Below are 21,262 nucleotides of genomic sequence, written 5' to 3'. Positions count from 1 at the left end.
TCCGGCCATTGGCGGCCGACCCATCGAACACCGGCGCCGAGGAGCCACGGATGTCTTTCCTGATTGTGTTGGCCGCGCTGTGCTTCCTGATGTTCGTGGCCTACCGCGGCTACAGCGTGATCCTGTTCGCGCCGATCGCGGCATTGGGCGCGGTCCTGCTGACCGATCCCTCGCTGGTGGCGCCGATGTTCACCGGCCTGTTCATGGACAAGATGGTCGGCTTCCTCAAGCTGTATTTCCCGGTGTTCCTGCTGGGCGCGGTGTTCGGCAAGCTGATCGAGATCTCCGGCTTTTCCAAGTCGATCGTCGCCGGCACCATCCGCCTGGTCGGCCGGCAGCGGGCGATGCTGTCGATCGTGCTGGTGTGCGCGCTGCTGACCTATGGCGGGGTGTCGCTGTTCGTGGTGGTGTTCGCGGTGTATCCGTTCGCCGCCGAGATGTTCCGCCAGAGCGACATCCCCAAGCGGCTGGTGCCGGGCACCATCGCGCTGGGCGCGTTCACCTTCACCATGGACGCGCTGCCGGGCACGCCGCAGATCCAGAACATCATCCCCACCTCGTTCTTCGGCACCACCGCCTGGGCGGCGCCGGTACTGGGCACGCTGGGCGCGGTGTTCATCCTCATCCTGGGCATGGGCTACCTGGAATGGCGTCGCCGGGTGGCGCAACGCGCTGGCGAAGGCTACGGCGGCGATCTGCGCAACGAACCCGAACCCTTCCGTGGCGATCGCCTGGCGCATCCGCTGATCGCGGTGCTTCCGCTGCTGCTGGTGGGCGTGGCCAATTTCCTGTTCTCGCGCTGGATTCCGGGCTGGTACGGCGAGAGCCAATCGTTCGTGCCGGCGGTGATCGGCAATCCCGCGCCGGTGGTGCAGGAAGTCTCCAAGGTCGCGGCGATCTGGGCCGTGCAGGGCGCGTTGCTGGTCGGCATCGCCAGCGTGCTGCTGTTCGCCTGGAGGCCGGTGTTCACCGGCTTCGCCGAGGGCACCAAGAGCGCCATCGGCGGCGCGCTGCTGGCATCGATGAACACCGCCTCCGAGTACGGCTTCGGCGCGGTCATCGCCGCCCTGCCCGGCTTCCTGGTGGTGGCCAACGCGCTGCAGGCGATTCCCAATCCGCTGGTCAACGAGGCGATCTCGGTGACCGCGCTGGCCGGCATCACCGGCTCGGCCTCCGGTGGCATGAGCATCGCGCTGGCAGCGATGGCCGACAGCTTCATCGCCAACGCCAACGCGGCGGGCATCCCGATGGACGTGCTGCACCGGGTGGCATCGATGGCCTCCGGCGGCATGGACACGCTGCCGCACAACGGCGCGGTCATCACCCTGCTGGCGGTCACCGGCCTGAGCCACCGCCAGTCCTACAAGGACATCTTCGCCATCACCCTGATCAAGACGATGGCGGTGTTCTTCATCATTGCCCTGTTCTACCTGACCGGCTGGATCTGAATCCGGGCGTCACCACGCGGCTGGGCATCGTCGCTTCCTCCCGGTCGACGGACGATTTCCGGGACGCCTGCCGCTGGCCGCGCTTGCGCGGAAGGGAAACGAACGAAGGACCGGCGCGCGCCCGCCGTCCCGATGCCACCCGCTCCGCGCAACGGACGCATCGGCCTGTGCGCGCGGTCGCAGTCGTGTTCGCCCCGCTTGCCGAATACTGGCGACGATTCCGGGGAAACCAGCCACCACGATGACACGCCGAGCCTTCACGGTCCGTCCGACCGCGTTCCGTACCCGTACCCCACTGGCATTGCGGCGAGGCCGCGGGTCGCCCCCCGCGGAACCGGCGAGCTCCGCACCATCCGCCGAATCGCAGCGGGCCGCCGTGCGCGAACGCCATCGGCGCCTGTACGGCCTGCGCGGCGGTGAACGCGGTACGCTCGCCGGCGCTCCGGAGCGCGAATCCGCGACGGGTGGCCAGGTCGCCCAGGACATGAGCGAACCGCGCCTGCTGACCCTGCCGGCGCCGCCGTTCGCGGTGAGGATGCTGAACCGGCTCAGCTATGGCGCCACCGCGACCACCGTGGCCGAGTTCAACGCACTGGGCGACAACGATCGCCAGCGCCTGGCCAACTACGTCGACTGGCAACTGGACTGGGAGGCCATCGACGATGGCGCGGTGGAGAACCGGCTCGCCGCCGCGGGCTACACCACCCTGGGCAAGTCGCTGGCGCAGCTGTGGGCGGATCATGTGGCCGCCGATCCCGACTATGCCATCCGCATGCGGCCGGCCAACGAGGTGCAGCGCGCGGCCTTCGTGCGCGCGGTGCATTCGCGTCGCCAGCTGCGTGAACTGGTGGTCAACTTCTGGCACGACCATTTCAACGTGCTGGTCACCGAATTCAGCGCCGGCCCGCTGTTCCCGCATTACACCCGCGACGTGATCCGCGCGCATGCCAAGGGCAATTTCCGTGCCCTGCTGGAAGCCGTCGCCACCAGCACCTCGATGCTGTACTTTCTGGACAACATCAACAACTCGCGCTCCGGTCCCAACGAGAACTGGGCACGCGAACTGCTGGAACTGCACACGCTGGGCGCCGAGAACTACCTGGGTTTCACCGATCCTTTCGAGGTGCCGCCCTGCCCGGAGGATCCGTCCTATCCGATCGGCTACACGGACATCGACGTGTACGAAACCGCCGCGGCCTTCACCGGCTGGTCGGCGAAGAATGGGCACTGGGAGTTTCCCGCCGAGAACGACGGCACCTTCGTCTACCGGCAGTCCTGGCACGACGCCGGGCCGAAGTTCCTGCTGGGGCGGATGCTGTACCCGGAGCAGCCGGCGATGAAGGACGGGCGCGACGTGCTGGATCGCCTGGCCAGCCATCCGCGGGTGGCGAAGTTCATCTGCCGCAAGCTGATCCGGCGCTTCGTCACCGACACGCCGCGACAGGCGCTGGTCGACAGCGCAGCCGCGCTGTTCCGGGCCAACTGGCAACGCCCGGATCAGATCGAAATCGTGCTGCGCCACATCCTCAACTCCGATGACTTCATCAACGGCTGGGGCTGGAAGAATCGCCGCCCGTTCGAGGCCACCGTGGCGGCGATGCGCGCCCTGGGGCACGACTGGACCTTGCGGCTCGATCACGAGAAGAGCGACGAATTCATGTGGCGGATGGGGTTCACCGGCCACCTGCCCTACAACTGGGCCGCGCCCAACGGTTATCCGGACACCGGCCTGGCCTGGTCCGGCGCCAACTCGCTGGCGATGACCTGGAAGCTGCTCAACTGGCTGACCGAGACCAGCGACGGTGGAGTGCCACTGAGTCCGATCCTGGCCGCCACGCGCGCCGGCGTGCCGGCGGCGCAATGGACCGCCAATACGTTGGTGACGTTCTGGTGCAACCGCCTGCTGGGTTACCAGCCCGAGGCGGCGCGCCGACAGACGCTGGTCGGCTTCATGGCGCAGAACGGTGATCCGGCCAGCTACGTGATCACCGACACCGATGCCTGGGCGGTGAACGATCTGAAGCGCCACTACAACCATCAGCGCCTGCGCAGCCTGGTCTCGCTGATCCTGATGTCCCCCGAATTCATGGCCCGCTGAGGTGACCGCATGAGCCGATTCACCCTGACCCGCCGTGAATTCGTGAAGGGCTGCTGCGGCGCCGCCGTGGTTGGCGCAGCAGGTTCGATCCTGGCGTTCTCCGAGGACGCCAGCGCGGCCACCAACGCCTACGACACCGTGGTGCACCTGTTCCTGCGCGGCGGCATGGACGGCCTGAACCTGGTCGTGCCGATCAGCGGCGACGACCGCACGTTCTACGAACAGGCGCGGCCGGACCTGTCGATTCCGATCAGCGGCACCTACGCCGCGTTGCCGCTGACCCTGGCCGGCGGCGCCGCCACCGGCTTCGGCCTGCATCCTTCCGCAACCGGCCTGCGCGATCTCTGGAACAGCGGCCACCTGGGCATCGTGCACGCCGCCGGCATGGCCACCTCGGTCACCCGCAGCCATTTCGATGCGCAGTTGTCGATCGATCTCGGCACGCCGGGCAAGTTCGGCACCGGCAGCGGTTGGATGACGCGCGCCTGGGACAGCCGTCCCGCCGGCACGCCGGCGGCAGCCCTGCCCGCGCTGGGCATCGGCACCACCCAGCCGGCCGGACTGCTCGCCTCCACCGCCGCGCTGACCCTGGGCAGTGCGTCGGACTTCCGGCTCAATGCGGGCGCCTACGCCTGGCAGGAACGCCGCCCCGATTCGCCGACCGGTTTTCGCGGCGTCAACGAGACCCTGGCCGATCTGTGGAGCGGTCGCACCGGCCTGCAGCTGAGCGGCCAGCGCGCCGACGCGTCGCTGCGCCTGATCGCCCAGCAGAGCTATGGCTCCCTGCCGGCTGGCTGGCCGACCGGCAACTTCGCGCAACAGCTGTGGACCATCGCCCAGTCAATCCGCTTCAATCTCGGCCTGCGCTACGCCACCCTCGACCTGGGCGGCTGGGATACCCACGAGGGCCAGGGCACCGCCGGCAGTGGCTACCACTACTACCAGAACAAGATCGCCGAACTTTCCTCGGCGTTGCAGGCGTTCTTCAACGAACTCGACGCCGGTGGCGAGATGGCGCGGGTCACGGTGGTCGTGCAGTCCGAGTTCGGCCGCCGGGTGCGCGCGAACGCCAATGGCGGCACCGATCACGGCTACGGCAATCCATTGCTGGTGCTCGGTGGACCGGTCAACGGCCGCCGCTTCTACGGCAGTTGGCCGGGACTCAATCCGGAAACCCTGTCACCCACCTTTGGCGACGTGCCGGTGACCACCGACTATCGGCGGGTGATATCCGAAATCCTGATCCGGCGGATGGGCAACGCCAATCTGTCGCAGGTATTCCCCGGCTACGGCGGCTACGCGCCGCTGGGCATTGTCCAGGGCAGCGACCTGGCGGCCAGCGCGATGGCGATGCAGGCGACCCCGCGCTCGGCGCCTCTGGCGGGCACCCGCGCCGTCGCCGACCACGGTGCATCCGCGTCCGCGCCTGACTGGCAGCGGCGCGGTCGGATCGACCGCTTCCTCACCCGCCGCGAACGCTGACACCACCCGGCAGCATCGCGATCGGCGCCAAGGCTTGCCCCGCGCCGTTGGCGATGACGGACATCGGCCCGTCATCGCCGCGCTTGAGCGTTCGTGACCTGTCCGGCGCTCAGGCCTTGGCCGCGTGCCAGGCCTTGAGCAGTTCGGTTTCCTTGTCGCGGCTGATGCCCGCGCGCAGTTTGGCCTGGCGCTCGGCCGGTTGGCTGCGGAACCAGGCCATCAGGTCGGTGATGGTGTTGGTGAGCGGGCGATAGGTCAGGCCGGCGGCCACCGCGCGCGCGTTGCTGACCGCGCCATAGCCGGCATACGGGCCGCTCTTGGCGGACACCCAGATCGGAAGTTCCTCGACCTTCTGCGCTTCCAGGAATTCCGGCGTCACGTGGGTGTAGGTGGGCTTGCCACCGGTCGCCGACTGGCAGGCCTGCAGCATCGCGTCCATCGGCAGCAATTCCTTCGGGCCGACCGCGTTGAACACGCCATAGGTGCGCGCCTCGGCCAGCCGGATCATCCATTCGCCCAAATCGCGGCCATCGATGACCTGCACCGGATCCTTGCCGTCGCCGGGGACCAGCACCTCGCCGCCCTGGGCGACGCGATGCGGCCAATAGGTGAAGCGGTCGGTCTCGTCGCGCGGGCCGACGATGTAGCCCGGGCGCACGATGGTCACCCGTTCGCCGAACTGCTTGTGCGCCTCGGCTTCGCTGAGCGCCTTGAGCGGGCCGTACAGGCCCTCGATATCGGCGCGCAGCGATTCCTGGGTCTCGGCCATCGCATCCTTGCCCTTGTACTGCGCCAGCGCGTCGGTTTCGCTGATGCCGGGCTTGCTGCCGTCGGCGTACACCGAGATCGTCGAGATGAAGAGATAGTGGCCGACATTGCCCTTCAGCACCTTGCCGGCGTCACGGACCCAGAACGGCAGGCTGGTCGGGTTGTCGATGCAGACATCCCATTTGCGACCTTCCAGCGCCTTCAGGTCGCCGGTATTGCGGTCGCCGTGCAGCTGTTCCACCTCGCCCGGCCATTCCGGCGAGGGGCGCTTGCCGCGATTGAACAGGGTGACCTTGTGGCCGCGCTCCAGCGCGTAGGCGACCTGGAACGGACCGGTGAAACCGGTGCCGCCGAGAATGAGGATGTTCAGTGGCTTGGCGGCCTTGCCGACCTTGCCGGATTGTTGGCCGGCGGCGGCCCAGGCCAGCGAAGGCATCGCGGCGGTGGCGGCGGCAAGCGCACTGAGTTTGAGCAGATCACGGCGGCTGGTCATGGATGGCTCCGGGGTGGTGGTATGGCCGGGGGAAGCCGCACTAATACCACCCACCGCCGCCGCGGCGCGTATGGCGAAAGTCGGGGCTGGTTTGCCGCACCGCGCCATCACACGGGCTGGCGGCGAGCCGCCGCGGGGCCGGACCGGCGTGCGGGCGAGGCGCGGGCAAGCCCCGCGCAAACAAAAAGCGGGCCAAAGCCCGCTTTCTGCTGTCCGTGAAAGGAAGGGACCGGCTTACTCGGCCGGCACGCCTTCGCCTTCCTCGACGGCCTTGATCGACAGGCGGATGCGGCCCTGCTTGTCGACTTCCAGCACCTTGACCTTGACCACGTCGCCTTCCTTCAGCTTGTCGCTGACCTTCTCCACGCGCTCGCTGGAGATCTGCGAGACGTGCACCAGGCCGTCCTTGCCCGGCAGGATGGTGACGAACGCACCGAAATCCATGATCTTGGCGACCTTGCCTTCGTAGATCCGACCCGGCTCGACGTCCGAGGTGATCTGCTCGATGCGGGCCTTGGCGGCCTGGGCGGCGGCGGCATTGACCGAGGCGATGACGATGGTGCCGTCGTCCTGGATATCGATCTGGGTGCCGGTTTCCTTGGTGATGCCCTGGATGGTGGCACCGCCCTTGCCGATCACTTCGCGGATCTTGTCCGGATGGATCTTGATGGTCAGCAGGCGCGGGGCGTAGTCGCTCAGCTCGGCGCGCGGGCTGGTGATGGCCGAGGCCATCTCGCCCAGGATGTGCAGACGGCCGGCCTTGGCCTGCTGCAGCGCCTGCTTCATGATCTCTTCGGTGATGCCCTCGATCTTGATGTCCATCTGCAGCGCGGACACGCCGTCGGCGGTACCGGCCACCTTGAAGTCCATGTCGCCCAGGTGATCTTCGTCACCCAGGATGTCCGACAGCACGACGAAGTTGTCGCCTTCCTTCACCAGGCCCATCGCGATGCCCGCGACCGGTGCCTTCACCGGCACGCCGGCATCCATCAGCGCCAGCGAGCTGCCGCAGACCGAGGCCATCGACGAGGAACCGTTGGATTCGGTGATTTCCGACACCACGCGGATGGTGTACGGAAACTCTTCCAGGGTCGGCATCACCGCCAGCACGCCACGCTTGGCCAGGCGACCATGGCCGATTTCACGGCGCTTGGGCGCGCCGAAACGGCCGCACTCGCCCACCGAGAACGGAGGGAAGTTGTAGTGGAACAGGAAGTTTTCCTTGTACTCGCCGCTGACCGCGTCGATCACCTGGCCGTCACGGGCGGTGCCGAGGGTGGCGACCACGATCGCCTGGGTCTCGCCACGGGTGAACAGCGAGGAGCCGTGGGTACGCGGCAGCACGCTCACCTTGGAGCTGATCGGGCGGACGGTGTCCAGCGCGCGGCCGTCGATGCGGACCTTGGTGGCCAGCACGGAGTCGCGCATGGTGCGGTATTCCAGCTCGCCGAATTCCTTCGACAGCTCGGCGCCGCTCCAGCCTTCGGCCTCGGCGCGACCGGCCAGGCGCTCCACCACGTCCTTCTTGATCGCGGCGATGGCGTCGCGGCGCTGCAGCTTGTCACGCACCTGGAACGCATCGGCCAACTGGTTGCCGATGGCTTCCTTCAGCGCCGAGATCAGGGCGGTGTTCTTGGCCGGGGCAGTCCATTCGGACGGCTTGGTGCCGGCTTCGACGGTCAGCTCGTTGATCGCGTTGATGACCTTCTGCATCTCGCGATGGCCGAACATCACCGCGCCCAGCATCACGTCCTCGGACAGGATGGCGGCTTCGGATTCGACCATCAGCACCGCGTTGGCGGTACCGGCGACGACCAGCTCCAGCTGCGATTCCTTCAGCTCGCTGGTGGTCGGGTTGAGGATGTACTCGCCGTTCTTGTAGCCGACCTTGGCGGCGCCAATCGGGCCCATGAACGGGGTGCCGGCCAGGGCCAGCGCGGCGGAGGCGCCGATCAGCGCCGGGATGTCACCATCCACTTCCGGGTTCAGCGACATCACCGTGGCGATGATCTGGACCTCGTTCTTGTAATCCTCCGGGAACAGCGGACGGATCGGACGATCGATGAGGCGCGAGATCAACGTTTCCTTCTCGGTCGCACGGCCTTCGCGCTTGAAGAAGCCACCCGGGATGCGGCCGCCGGCGTAGAACTTTTCCTGGTAGTCGACCGTCAGCGGGAAGAAGTCCTGGCCTTCGCGGGCCGACTTGGCGGCGACGGCGGAGACCAGCAGTACGGTGTCGTCCATCTTCACGATGACGGCGCCGCTGGCCTGGCGGGCGATTTCGCCGGTTTCCAGGGTGACGGTGTGCTTGCCGTACTGGAAGGTTTTGGTGATTTTTGCCACGTGGTTTCCTTGAATATTGCCTGTTCGGATTCTGGGCCGCCCGCGGCCCTTGCCGCCGGCGGTTGGCCGGAGTGCCCGGCCGGTGTTCTGGGAGAAAAGCGACGTGCCCTATCGGCACTCAACCGGATTTCCTTCCCTCAAATGCAAACCGCGGCGCATTTCTGCGCCGCGGCGGGGTATTGCATCAACGACGCAGGCCGAGCTTTTCGATCAGGCTCTTGTAGCGCTCGTTGTCTTTCTTCTTCAGATAGTCGAGCAGGCTGCGGCGGCGGTTGACCAGCTGCAGCAGACCGCGACGGCTGTGGTGATCCTTCTTGTGGACCTTGAAGTGGCCGCTGAGCTGCTCGATGCGGGCGGTCAGCAGGGCGACCTGCACTTCCGGCGAACCGGTGTCGGCAGCGCCGCGCTTGTTTTCTTCAATGATCTTCTGGGTATCGATGGACATGTGGTTTCTCTGGAGATGCGAAGCCTGCAGGAACGCCGGGAGATACCGGAGTAGACCGGTGCACCGCGTGGCTCGCCGTGAACGAAAGGAAATGCCGGACAAAACCGGCGGCGTAGTGTAGCCGCCGAGGCCTTTTGAAACAAGGTTTTAATGTTTGGGCCGCGCCGCCGACGGAGCGTTGCGGACCGCCCAGCTGAACAGACGCTGGGGGACCAGCAGCCCCTCGCCGTCGACGCTGCCCAGGCCCAGCACACGTCCCTCGGGCCCGCGCACGGCCACCATTTCCGCCGGTTCACCCTGCCCGCGCAGGCGCTGGCCCATGCCGAAACGGCGCGCGCCGTCGGCGTCCAGGTCGCGCCGGGGGAATCCGGCCAGGCCGGCCTCGACCGGCAGCAGGGCGCCCAGCAGCGCCGCTTCCCCCGTCCCGGCCAGCGCATCCAGCGCCTCCAGGGTGTACATGCGCGGGGCCAGGAACGGCTCGACCCATAGCCGGCGCAGCTCGGCGACGTGGGCGCCGCAGCCCAGCGCCTCGCCCAGGTCGCGCACCAGGCTGCGCACATAGGTGCCGGAACCGCACTCGACCCGCAGCCGGATCCGGTCGCCTTCGGCGGCTAGCACCTCGATGGCATGGACCTCGACCTCGCGCTCGGGCGCCTCGATGGCTTCGCCCCGGCGGGCCTTGGCGTACAACGGCTCGCCGCCCTGCTTGAGCGCCGAGTAGATGGGCGCGCGCTGGCGGATCGACCCGCGCAGCGGTGCCAGGGCGGTCTCCAGATCGGCGGGGGCCAGCGTCGGCACCGGCCGTTCGCGCAGGACCGCGCCGTCGGCGTCGTCAGTATCGGTGGTCACGCCCAGCACCGCGGTGGTCTCGTAGGCCTTGCGCGAGCCCAGCAGCAGGCCGGCGATCTTGGTGGCCTCGCCGAAACACAGCGGCAGCAGTCCGGTGGCGAGCGGGTCCAGGCTGCCGGTGTGCCCGCCCTTCTCCGCGCGGAACAGGCGCCGCGCGGCCTGCAGGGCGGCGTTGGAGCTGAGGCCCTGCGGCTTGTCCAGCAGCAGCAGCCCATCCAGCGGACGGAAGCGAATCTTCGGGGGCATCCCTCTCCGGGTTCCTTTCAGAGTCATCGGGCACGGCCGGCGCCTGCATGGCGGCCGCGACGGCACGATGGTCGGCGGGGCCAGGCCCGCCCAGTATCAACGAAAAATGGCGCCGGCGCGGTGCGCGCCGGGACCGGCCATCAGCCCTGGTCGTCGCCGGAACCGTGTTCCGGCAGGTCGCGCAGCAGCTGGTCGATGCGCTCGCCGCGATCCACCGAATCGTCGTAGTGGAAATGCAGTTCCGGCACGTGGCGCAGCTTTACCCGGCGGGCCAGCTCCATGCGCAGCTCGCGCGCCAGTTCACGCAACCCCTTGATCGCATCCGCCGAACGCTCCGGCAGCAACGCCGTCACGTAGACCTGCGCGTGCGCCATGTCGCGGGTGACCTCGACATCGGACACGCTCACCGACGGCAGCCCGTACTCGCGGACGGCCTCGTGCACCAGCGTGCCCAGCTCGCGGCGGAGCTGTGCGGAGATGCGGTCGGTACGGTGGAAGGATTTGCTGGGCATTGGTACGGGAATCGGGAATGGAGAATCGGGAATCGCGGGCGTGCTGCGGGAGGAACCGGGAGAAGGGAAACCGCCCTGCGATTCCCCATTCCCGATTCCCTATTCCCGTCAGAGCGTCCGCGCCACCTCGATGCGCTCGAAGCACTCGATCTGGTCGCCCGGCTTGATGTCGTTGTACGCCTTCACGCCGATGCCGCATTCGGTGCCGTTGCGGACTTCGTCCACGTTTTCCTTGAAGCGGCGCAGCGATTCCAGTTCGCCTTCGAAGATGACGGTGCTGTCGCGCAGCACGCGGATCGGCTTGTTGCGCTTGACCACGCCCTCCACGACCATGCAGCCGGCGACCGCGCCGAACTTGGAGCTGCGGAACACGTCGCGGACCTCGGCGGTGCCGATGATCTCTTCGCGGATTTCCTTGCCCAGCAGGCCCGAAGCCACCTGCTTCACCTGATCGATCACGTCATAGATGATCGAGAAGTAGCGCAGGTCGACGCCGTTGGCCTCGATGATGCGGCGTGCGGACGCATCGGCACGCACGTTGAAGCCGATGACCGTCGCCTTGGCGGTGACCGCGGCGTTGGCGTCGGATTCGGTGATGCCACCGACGCCGGCGGTGATCACGTTGATGCGGATCAGCTCGTTGGACAGGCCGACCAGCGACTGCTTCAGCGCTTCCACCGAACCCTGCACGTCGGCCTTGATCACCAGGTTCAGCACCTGCTGGCCTTCGCCCTGGCCCATCTGCGCCAGGATGTCCTCCATGCGGTTGCCGGCCTGCTTGACCAGGCGCGATTCGCGGCGCTTGGCGTCGCGCTGCTGCGCCACGTCCTTGGCCAGGCGCTCGTCCTCGACCACCACGAAATCGTCGCCGGCGTCGGGCACGCCCGACAGGCCCAGCACCTGCACCGGAATCGACGGGCCGGCCGAGGCCGGCTGGCCGCCGGTCTCGTCGAACAGCGCGCGCACGCGGCCGTACTGGATGCCGCACACCAGGTAATCGCCCTTCTTCAGGGTGCCCTGCTGCACCAGCACCGTCGCGACCGGGCCGCGGCCCTTGTCCAGCGAGGATTCGATGACCACGCCGCTGGCGCGGCCGTCCTGCACGGCCTTCAGTTCGAGCACTTCGGCCTGCAGCGAAATCGCGTCCAGCAGTTCGTCGATGCCCTGGCCGGTCTTGGCGGAAATCTCGACCATCTGGGTGTCGCCGCCGAAATCCTCGGCGACCACTTCCTCGGCCAGCAGTTCGTTCTTGACCCGCATCGGATCGGCGTCGGACTTGTCGATCTTGTTGACCGCGACGATCAGCGGCACCTTGGCCGCCTTGGCGTGCTGGATGGCTTCCTTGGTCTGCGGCATGACGCCGTCGTCGGCCGCCACCACCAGTACCACGATGTCGGTCAGCTTGGCGCCGCGGGCACGCATCGCGGTGAACGCGGCGTGGCCGGGGGTATCCAGGAAGCTGATGACGCCCTTCGGCGTTTCCACATGGTACGCACCGATGTGCTGGGTGATGCCGCCGGCTTCGCCGGTGGCGACCTTGGTGCGGCGGATGTAGTCCAGCAGCGAGGTCTTGCCGTGGTCGACGTGGCCCATGATGGTGACCACCGGCGGACGCGAGACCTTGTCGCCCTGGTGCTCCTCGGTGTGGGCCAGCAGTTCGCTCTCGGCGTCGTTGCTCTCGGCGCGGATTGCCTTGTGGCCCAGTTCCTCGGTCACCAGCGCGGCGGTGTCGTGATCGATGGTCTGGGTGATGGTCGCCATCACGCCCATCTTGAACATCGCCTTCACCACGTCGCCGCCCTTCAGGGCCAGTTTCTGCGCCAGGTCGGCCACGGTGATGGTTTCACCGATGGCGACCTCGCGCACGACCGGCGCGGTCGGGCGCTCGAAGCCATGCGCGCCGCCGCCACCGCCACGGCTCTGTTCCATCTGCCGGCGCGGCTTGGGTTTGCCGCGCGAGGTGGTGCGGCGTGCGCGCTCGGCGGCGGACAGGTGCAGCTGGCCGGCGAAGCGGCTGGCCGCGTCGTCGTCCTCGATGCCGCTGACCATCGCGTGCGAGCCGCGGGTCTTGTGCTTGTTCGCCGCCGCGGCGGCGCCGTTGCGGTCGTCGACGCGCGGCGGATCCTTGCGAACCACCTGCTTGGGCACGTGGTGTCCACCGGCACGCGCGGGACGCTCCTCGCCGGAAGTTTCGCCGGCGTTGGCGGCGTTGGCTTCGGCCTCGGCGCGCGCGACGGCTTCGGCGGCCGCGCGGGCGGCTTCCTCTTCCTTGCGCTTGCGCTCGAGTTCCTCGGCACGGCGACGATCGTCCTCGGCCAGGCGTTGCTGTTCCTGCAGGTTGCGCTGCTTGGATTCCTCCAGCTTGCGCAGGATCTCGGCGCGCTCGGGATTGGTCTCCGTCTGCGAGGTGGTCGCGACGACGGGCGCGTCGGCCTCGTTCGGCTTCACGTAGGTGCGCTTCTGGCGCACTTCCACGTTCACCGTGGTCTTGCTGCGGCCGGCGGCGACGGTCACTTCCTGCACCTTGCGGCGATTCAGGGTGATCTTCTTCGGCGCGGCGGTCTCGTCCGCCGGCTTCTCGGTCTTGCCGTGGGTACGGCGCAGGAAGCCGAGCAGCTTCATCTTCTCGGTGCTGGTCACGACCTGGTCGGGACCGCTGAACTTCATGCCGGCCTCGGCCAGCTGTTCCAGCAGTTTCTCGACCGGCGTATTGACCAGTTCAGCCAGCTTGCGGATGGTGGTTTGCTGCGACATTCGGATCCTAGTTTCTTTGTAGCGCCCCTCTGCCGTCAGCGAAGGAGCGCCCCATTTCAAGGTTGGGGATTCTAAGCCCTGCGGGTGCCAGGGCGGTGCTCATCGGTGGATCATTCGCCGCGCTCCAGGCGGGCGATCTCCTCGGCTCGGGCGGCCAGGATCAGCGCCGCGGCGCGTCCCTCGTCCATCCCTTCGATGCCAAATTCCACCACTTCGTCGGCGGCCAGGTCCGACAGGTCCTCGCTGGTACGGACGCCATGCGCGGCCAGCGCGTAGGCGGTTTCCTCGTCCATGCCTTCCAGTGCCAGCAGGTCGTCGGCGGGCTGGTTCTCCTCCAGGCCCTCCTCCTCGGCCAGGGCCTCGTTCAGCAGGGCGTCGCGGGCGCGGGCCCGCAGTTCCTCGACGATGTCCTCGTCGAAGCCTTCCACGGCCAGCAGCTCGCCGACCGGCACGTAGGCGATTTCCTCGACCGTGCTGAAGCCCTCGCTGACCAGGATGGCGGCGATTTCCTCGTCCACTTCCAGCTTGTCCATGAACAGCTGGCGGGCCACGGCCTGCTCGGCCTCGGACTTGGCGGCGACCTGGTCCTGGGTCATGACGTTGAGCTGCCAGCCGGTCAGGCGGCTGGCCAGGCGCACGTTCTGGCCGCCCTTGCCGATGGCCTGGGCCAGCCGGTCCTCGGCCACCGCCAGGTCCATCGAGTGCTTTTCCTCGTCGACGATGATCGACTGCACCTCCGCCGGCGCCATCGCGTTGATGACGAAGGTGGCCGGGTTGTCGTTCCACAGCACGATGTCCACGCGCTCGCCGTTGAGCTCGTTCGACACCGCCTGCACGCGCGAACCGCGCATGCCGATGCAGGCGCCGATGGGATCGGTGCGGCTGTCGTGCGCCAGCACCGCGATCTTGGCGCGGTCGCCCGGATCACGCGCGCAGGCCTTGATCTCGACCAGGCCCTGGCCCACTTCCGGCACTTCCAGCTTGAACAGCTCGATCATGAATTCCGGCGCGGCGCGGCTGATGAACAGCTGCGGGCCGCGGGGCTCGGAACGCACGTCGTACAGGTAACCGCGCACGCGGTCGCCGGCGCGCAGCACGTCGCGCGGGATGCCCTTGTCCTTCGGGATGAAGGCTTCGGCGTTGCCGCCCAGGTCCACGTAGATGTTGCCGCGCTCGGCGCGCTTGACCACGCCGGTGACCAGTTCGCCGACGCGGTCCTTCCACGCATCCACCACCTGCTGGCGCTCGGCTTCGCGCACGCGCTGCACGATCACCTGCTTGGCGGCCTGCGCGGCGATGCGCCCGAAGTCCGGGTTCTCGATCTGTTCCTCGATCCAGTCGCCGACCTCGACGCCCTCGGCTTCGTCCACGGCGTCCATCAGGCGGAGCTGGCGATCCGGCGATTCCATCACCACGTCGTCGGCCACCACTTCCCAGCGGCGGAAGGTTTCGTAGCTGCCGTCCTTGTGATCAATCGAAACGCGCACCGACACGTCCTGATCCAGGTAGCGCTTCTTGGCGGCGGACGCCAGCGCGGCTTCGATGGCATCGAAGATCACCTCGCGCGGCACGCCTTTCTCGTTGGCGACCGCATCCACCACCAGCAAAAGTTCCTTACTCATCAGTTCACTCCGCACGCGGCTTGCGAGCCGCCGGCTTGTTGGGTTGTTGCTTGGATTCCTGCTTCGCCGCGCCCTTCTTGCCGGCTGCGGCTCCGCCAGCGGTACCGGCCTTGCGGCCGCCACCCTTGGGTTTTTCGGGGGCCAGGCCCAGGGCCGCCCAATCGGGGACCAGCCTGGCCTTGTCAATATTATCGAACGCCACGGACAACGCCGCGCCGTCGACGGTGAAAACGATCTGCCCGTCCTCGACCCGGGTGATTTCCCCCTGCAGGCGGCGACGCCCGTCCTGGGGCAGCTTCAGCACCACCTTGGCGCTCTCGCCCTGGTGGCGCGCGAACTGCGCCAGGGTGAACAGGGGCCGGTCGACGCCCGGGGAAGACACTTCCAGGGTGTAGTTGCCGGAAATCGGGTCCTCGACGTCCAGTTGCGCCGATACCTCGCGGCTGACCGCCTCGCAGTCGTCGATGTTGACGAAGCGGCTGTCGCGCTCGGCTTCCTGCACGTCGATGTACAGCCGCACGGTGGCGCCGCCGGGCGCGGGCAGATACTCGATGCCCAGCAGCTCGAGCCCGAGCGCCTGCACGGTGGGGGCCAGGAGTTCCGAGATTTGAGTGGCCTTGTCGCTCACGGAATGACCTTTTTGCCAGGTAAAGTCTGGTTGCAGAAAACGACAAGGGGCCCGGTGGGCCCCTTGTCCGATAACGCTGGATTTCGGTGTGAAAGCGGAAGCATGCGCTTTCACGAGCCCGAGCTTCGGACGTGGAAGTCTTGATGACTTCCGCGACCGCAAAGCTTGGTAGCGGGGGCAGGATTTGAACCTGCGACCTTCGGGTTATGAGCCCGACGAGCTGCCAGACTGCTCCACCCCGCAGCAGAAGCGGAATTATGAAGGCTTCCGTGGATTCTTGCAAGCCTTCCCATCAACAAAAACTATCCGTCGCCCGAAAAACATCGGCCGACGGAGGTGAAACGGTTCAGCCGGCGAACGCCTGCTGGCACCACGCCATGATCGGGTTCCAGAAGATGCCCAGCACCAGCAGCGCCAGCGCGTTCACCCCGAACACCACCGGCACCACCCGGTCCTGACGCGCCGGCTGGCGCTCGCCCACCGGCTCGTCGAAGTACATGACCTTGATGACGCGCAGGTAGTAGAACGCGCCGATCACCGCGCAGACCACGCCCAGGATCGCCAGCCAGGTGAAACCGCCCTTCAACGCGGCGCCCAGCACCACCAGCTTGGCCCAGAAGCCGAGGAACGGCGGCACGCCGGCCAGCGAGGCCATCACGCACAGCACCAGTCCGGCCTGCCAGGGGTTGCGGGCGTTCAGGCCCTTGAAGTCGTCGATCTTGTCGGCCTCGAAACCCTGCCGCGACAGCACCACGATGGCGCCGAACGCCGCCGCGGACATGAGCGCGTAGCTGATCGCGTAGAACAGCGCCGCCGAGTAGCCGGTCGCGCCGCCGCCGGCGAAGCCGACCAGCAGGAAGCCCACGTGCGAGACGGTGGAGTACGCCAGCATGCGCTTGAGGTTGGTCTGGGCGATGGCGATCAGGTTGCCGATCACCAGCGATGCCGCGGCCAGGCCGGCCAGCAGCCACTGCCACTGTTCGTTGACCGGACCGACGCCGCTTTCCAGCAGGCGGTAGGCCATGCCGAACGCGGCCAGCTTGGGACCGGAGCTGATGAACAGCGTGATCGGGGTCGGCGCGCCCTGGTAGACGTCCGGCAGCCACATGTGGAACGGTGCCGCGCCCAGCTTGAAGGCCACACCGGCAACCATGAACACCACGCCGGTCAGCAGCAGGGTGCGATCGGTGGCACCCGCGATGGCGGCATGGATGCCGTCCAGGTGCAGCGTGCCGGTGGCGCCGTAGACCAGCGACATGCCGTACAGCAGCAGGCCCGAGGCCAGCGAACCCAGCACGATGTACTTCATCGCCGCTTCCGCCGACAGGCCGTCCTCGCGATTCAGCGCGACCAGCGCGTACGAGCACAGCGCCAGCAGCTCCAGGCCCAGGTAGACCATCACCAGGCTGCCGGCCGACACCATCATCATCATGCCGGCGGTCGCCAGCATCACCAGCACCGGCACTTCGCCCGGATACAGCTTGCGCTCGCGCAGGTACGGCCAGGCGTAGACCAGCGACAGTCCGCTGACCAGCAGGATCGCCAGCTTGGTGACATTGGCCATCACGTCGCGGACGAACATGCCGTTGAACACGGCCCCGCTGCCACCGACGTCGCCGAGGATCATGAAGAACGAGACCGCCAGCGTGGCCAGGGCCAGCAGGTGGGTGATCACCCGCTGGCGGTCACTCAGGAACAGGTCCAGCATCAGCAACGCGAAGGCGCCTGCGATCAGCACGACTTCCGGCAGCAGCGGCAGCAGGTCGGCGGCGGTGGGGAGCATCGACGTGGTCATCATTCTTCCTTACAGCTTGCTGTTGGCGAGCTGCATCGCCAGGTTCGCAATCGACGGTTCCATCAGGTCAACCAGCGGCTTGGGATACACGCCCAGCACCAGCACGCCGATGGCGAACACGCCCAGCACCAGCGCCTCGCGGCCGTTGATGTCCTTGAGCTCGGCCACGTGCGAATTGGCCACTTCGCCGTACATCACCCGCTTGATCAGCCACAGCGTGTAGGCGGCTCCGATGATCAGGGTCAGCGCGGCGAGCAGCGCGATCAGCGGATGCTTCTGGAAGCTGGCCACGATCACCATGAACTCGCCGACGAAACCGCTGGTGCCCGGCAGGCCCGAGTTGGCCATGCCGAACAGCACGAAGAACACCGCGAACCAGGGCATCACGTTGGCGACGCCGCCGTAGTCCTTGATCATGCGGGTATGCATGCGGTCGTACAGCACGCCGACGCAGGAGAACATCGCGCCGGAGACGAAGCCGTGCGAAATCATCTGCACCATCGCGCCCTGCAGGCCCAGGCGGGCGCCGTCCAGGTTGCCGTAGTCGCGGACCAGGCCGAAGGCGATGAAGATGCCCAGGGTGACGAAGCCCATGTGCGAGACCGACGAATACGCGATCAGCTTCTTCATGTCGTCCTGCACCAGCGCCACCAGGCCGACGTAGACCACGCCGATCAGCGACAGCAGGATCACCAGCCAGGCCCACTCGAAGCCGGCGTCCGGCACGATCGGCAGGGTGAAGCGCAGGAAGCCGTAGCCGCCGATCTTCAGCATGATCGCCGCCAGGATCACCGAACCGGCTGTCGGCGCCTCCACGTGCGCGTCCGGCAACCAGGTATGGACCGGGAACATCGGCACCTTGACCGCGAAGGCGATCAGGAAGGCGAAGAACAGCCAGGTCTGCTCCTTGGCGTTCAGCGGCAGCGTGTACAGGTCCGCCAGCTGGAAGCTGCCGCCCTTCAGGTACAGGTAGATCAGGCCGATCAGCATGAACACCGACCCGAGGAAGGTGTACAGGAAGAACTTGATCGAGGCGTAGATGCGGCGCGGGCCGCCCCACACGCCGATGATCAGGAACATCGGGATCAGCATGCCTTCGAAGAAGACATAGAACAGGATGGCGTCCAGCGCGCAGAACACGCCGATCATCAGGCCTTCCAGGAACAGGAACGCCGCCACGTACTGGCTGACCCGCTTCTCCACCGACGACCACGCGCCGATCAGCGCCAGCACGGTGGTCAGCGTGGTCAGCACGATCAGCGCGACCGAGATGCCGTCGACGCCCAGCGCGTACCAGATGTTGAACGCCGGCACCCACGCACGCTTCTCGGCGAACTGCATGCCGGGATTGGCGAAGTCGAAGCCGGTCAGCAGCGGCAGGCTCGCCAGGAAAGTCAGCAGCGCCACGCCCAATGCCACCCAGCGGGCGGCACTGGCGCGACGGTTGCCCAGGGCGAGGACCAGCGCGCCGCCGAGAATCGGCAGCCAGATCAGAATGCTAAGCAAAGGCCAGTTCGACACGAGTGGTATCCGTTAGTTCAGCGCCAGGGCGGTCATTGCCAGAACCGGATGAGCACGGCCAGCAGTGCAATCAGGCCGAGGATCATCGCGAAGGCGTAGTGGTAGAGGAAACCCGACTGGGTACGGCGCAACAGGTTGGCGGCCAGGTCCACGACGCGGGCGCTGCCGTTGACGGCCACGCCATCGATCAGATGGGTGTCGATCGCACGCGAAGCCTTGCCGAGCTTGATGCCGCCGCCGGCCAGGCCGCCGATCCACAGATGGTCGGCCCAGTACTTCTTGTCCAGGATGTTGGCCAGGAATGCGCCGATCGGGCTGTTGCGCATCCGCTCCGGCACGCTCGGCGGCGCCACGATGTACAGCAGGGTCGCCAGGACGAAGCCGGCCAGGGTCAGCCAGAACGGCGCCGCCTTGATGCCATGCAGGGCGAACTCCCACGGACCGTGGAAGGTTTCCTTCAGCTGGCCCACGGTGTCCGCGGCCGGGTTGATGAAATCGATCGCGCCCAGGAAGAACGGCAACTGCTCGTGGTGGCCGCTCCAGTCGGTGCCGAACAGCATCGGACCGATGGTGAAGTAGCCGACCAGGATCGACGGGATCGCCAGCAGGATCAGGGGAACCGTCACCACCCACGGGGATTCGTGCGGCTCGTGCGCGCCGTGGTGGCCGTGATCATCGCCATGATGATCGTCGTGATGCGCATCGGCATGGTGATCGTCATGGCCGTGATCGGCATGGGCCTCGCGGAAGCGCTCCTTGCCGTGGAAGGTCAGGTACAGCAGGCGGAAGCTGTAGAAGCTGGTGACGAACACGCCCAGCAGCACCGCCCAGTAGCCGTAGTTGGCGACCCATTCGCTGGGGCCGCTGATGCCCTGCGCCATCGTGCCCAGTTCGGCCACCTTGTGGGCGAACTCGCCGGCCTGCTCCTGGTGGTGCTTGGCCGCCTCGATGATGGTGTCCTTGGAATAGAAGCCGGACAGGAACGGCGTGCCCACCAGCGCCAGGGTACCGATCAGGCTGGTGATCCAGGTGATCGGCATGTACTTGCGCAGGCCGCCCATCTTGCGCATGTCCTGCTCGTGGTGCATGCCGATGATGACCGAGCCGGCCGCCAGGAACAGCAGTGCCTTGAAGAAGGCGTGGGTCATCAGGTGGAACACCGCCGCCGAATAGGCCGACACGCCCAGCGCCACGGTCATGTAGCCGAGCTGCGACAGGGTGGAGTAAGCGACCACGCGCTTGATGTCGTTCTGCACGATGCCGATCAGGCCGGTGAAGAACGCGGTGGTGGCGCCGATGAACAGCACGAAGTCCAGCGCGGTCTGCGACAGTTCGAACAGCGGCGACATGCGGGCGACCATGAAGATGCCGGCGGTCACCATCGTCGCCGCGTGGATCAGCGCCGAGATCGGGGTCGGGCCTTCCATCGAGTCCGGCAGCCAGACATGCAGCGGCACCTGCGCCGACTTGCCCATCGCGCCGATGAACAGGCAGATGCAGATCAGGGTGGCCATCGACCAGATCACCGGCTGATCCAGCACCTGCCAGGTAAACACGCCCGGGATGCTGATGGCGCCGGACCATACCGGAATCGCCTTGCCCGCCAGCATCGGCGCGTTGGCGAACACCGTCGCGTAATCGAGCGTGCCGAACATGAACAGAACCGCGGCGATGCCCAGCAGGAAGCCGAAGTCGCCCACGCGGTTGACCAGGAACGCCTTGAGGTTGGCGAAGATCGCAGACGGGCGCTTGAACCAGAAGCCGATCAGCAGGTACGACACCAGGCCCACCGCTTCCCAGCCGAAGAACAGCTGCAGGAAGTTGTTGCTCATCACCAGCATCAGCATGCTGAAGGTGAACAGCGAGATGTAGCTGAAGAAGCGCTGGTAACCCGGGTCCTCGGCCATGTAGCCGATGGTGTAGATGTGCACCAGCAGCGAGACGAAGGTGACCACGACCATCATCATCGCGGTCAGCTTGTCGATCATGAAACCGACGTGCGCGCTGTAGTTGCCCACCTCGAAGAAGGTGTAGACGTTCTGGTTGAACGGCGAAGCGCCCTGCCCGACCAGCTGGTACAGCACCCAGCCCGACAGCGCGCAGCTGACGGCCACGCCCAGGATGGTGACGACGTGCGAGCCGGCACGGCCGACCTGGCGGCCGAACAGCCCGGCGATGATGCTGCCCAGCAGCGGCGCCAGCACGATGGCCAGCAGCACGTTCTTGGAAATAGCGACTTCCAGACCTGTCATGGGTGC

General features: G+C 66.9%; 14 protein-coding genes and 1 tRNA gene. 3 read left to right on the top strand and 12 right to left on the bottom strand.

All coding sequences use genetic code 11. The features are described from left to right. Positions 1-50 precede the first annotated feature (50 nt). The 3 genes from ACTJI2_RS13960 to ACTJI2_RS13950 all read left to right on the top strand — a co-directional run bounded on the left by ACTJI2_RS13960 (position 51) and on the right by ACTJI2_RS13950 (position 5,028). Positions 51-1,448, top strand: coding sequence for a GntP family permease (locus ACTJI2_RS13960; RefSeq protein WP_183642299.1), 1,398 nt, complete (start codon positions 51-53; stop codon positions 1,446-1,448). Positions 1,449-1,824: 376 nt separating this feature from the next. Next, complete coding sequence (locus tag ACTJI2_RS13955; protein ID WP_203322513.1) at positions 1,825-3,546, top strand: DUF1800 domain-containing protein; 1,722 nt, start codon at positions 1,825-1,827, stop codon at positions 3,544-3,546. Between the two features lie 9 nt (positions 3,547-3,555). Further along, positions 3,556-5,028, top strand: a complete 1,473-nt coding sequence (locus ACTJI2_RS13950; RefSeq protein WP_440842509.1) for a DUF1501 domain-containing protein — start codon at positions 3,556-3,558, stop codon at positions 5,026-5,028. 109 nt (positions 5,029-5,137) lie between these two features. Here the strand turns inward: ACTJI2_RS13950 and ACTJI2_RS13945 are convergent, their stop codons facing one another. The 12 genes from ACTJI2_RS13945 to nuoL form a co-directional block, all read right to left on the bottom strand. After that, a complete protein-coding gene (locus ACTJI2_RS13945) occupies positions 5,138-6,289 on the bottom strand; it encodes an NAD-dependent epimerase/dehydratase family protein (protein WP_440842508.1) in 1,152 nt (383 codons plus the stop codon). Between the two features lie 234 nt (positions 6,290-6,523). Further along, positions 6,524-8,632, bottom strand: coding sequence for a polyribonucleotide nucleotidyltransferase (gene pnp, locus ACTJI2_RS13940; RefSeq protein ID WP_183642313.1), 2,109 nt, complete (start codon positions 8,630-8,632; stop codon positions 6,524-6,526). A gap of 184 nt (positions 8,633-8,816) precedes the next feature. Continuing rightward, on the bottom strand, positions 8,817-9,077 hold the full coding sequence (rpsO, locus tag ACTJI2_RS13935) for a 30S ribosomal protein S15 (protein WP_183642316.1): 261 nt from the start codon (positions 9,075-9,077) through the stop codon (positions 8,817-8,819). A 147-nt stretch (positions 9,078-9,224) separates the two neighbouring features. Beyond that, on the bottom strand, positions 9,225-10,172 hold the full coding sequence (gene truB / locus ACTJI2_RS13930; RefSeq protein WP_318288841.1) for a tRNA pseudouridine(55) synthase TruB: 948 nt from the start codon (positions 10,170-10,172) through the stop codon (positions 9,225-9,227). Positions 10,173-10,312: 140 nt separating this feature from the next. After that, positions 10,313-10,684, bottom strand: a complete 372-nt coding sequence (rbfA, locus tag ACTJI2_RS13925) for a 30S ribosome-binding factor RbfA (RefSeq protein WP_183642322.1) — start codon at positions 10,682-10,684, stop codon at positions 10,313-10,315. Between the two features lie 108 nt (positions 10,685-10,792). Further along, a complete protein-coding gene (gene infB / locus ACTJI2_RS13920; RefSeq protein ID WP_192197624.1) occupies positions 10,793-13,438 on the bottom strand; it encodes a translation initiation factor IF-2 in 2,646 nt (881 codons plus the stop codon). A 110-nt stretch (positions 13,439-13,548) separates the two neighbouring features. Continuing rightward, a complete protein-coding gene (gene nusA, locus ACTJI2_RS13915) occupies positions 13,549-15,060 on the bottom strand; it encodes a transcription termination factor NusA (RefSeq protein ID WP_183642328.1) in 1,512 nt (503 codons plus the stop codon). Positions 15,061-15,064: 4 nt separating this feature from the next. Continuing rightward, positions 15,065-15,688: a ribosome maturation factor RimP gene (gene rimP / locus ACTJI2_RS13910; RefSeq protein WP_192197623.1), complete on the bottom strand. Its 624-nt coding sequence runs from the start codon at positions 15,686-15,688 to the stop codon at positions 15,065-15,067. A 166-nt stretch (positions 15,689-15,854) separates the two neighbouring features. Next, a tRNA-Met gene (locus ACTJI2_RS13905) sits at positions 15,855-15,931 on the bottom strand. A 103-nt stretch (positions 15,932-16,034) separates the two neighbouring features. After that, the gene (nuoN, locus tag ACTJI2_RS13900) at positions 16,035-17,486 is read right to left on the bottom strand and encodes an NADH-quinone oxidoreductase subunit NuoN (RefSeq protein WP_183642334.1); all 1,452 of its coding nucleotides are present in this window, start codon (positions 17,484-17,486) and stop codon (positions 16,035-16,037) included. Positions 17,487-17,492: 6 nt separating this feature from the next. After that, the gene (locus ACTJI2_RS13895; RefSeq protein WP_183642337.1) at positions 17,493-19,004 is read right to left on the bottom strand and encodes an NADH-quinone oxidoreductase subunit M; all 1,512 of its coding nucleotides are present in this window, start codon (positions 19,002-19,004) and stop codon (positions 17,493-17,495) included. Between the two features lie 32 nt (positions 19,005-19,036). Further along, on the bottom strand, positions 19,037-21,256 hold the full coding sequence (nuoL, locus tag ACTJI2_RS13890) for an NADH-quinone oxidoreductase subunit L (RefSeq protein WP_440842507.1): 2,220 nt from the start codon (positions 21,254-21,256) through the stop codon (positions 19,037-19,039). Positions 21,257-21,262: the final 6 nt, after the last annotated feature.

This window comes from Pseudoxanthomonas sp. 22568 (assembly GCF_052044485.1).
Lineage (GTDB): Bacteria > Pseudomonadota > Gammaproteobacteria > Xanthomonadales > Xanthomonadaceae > Pseudoxanthomonas_A > Pseudoxanthomonas_A beigongshangi.
This window is presented reverse-complemented; position numbering and strand designations above follow the sequence as displayed.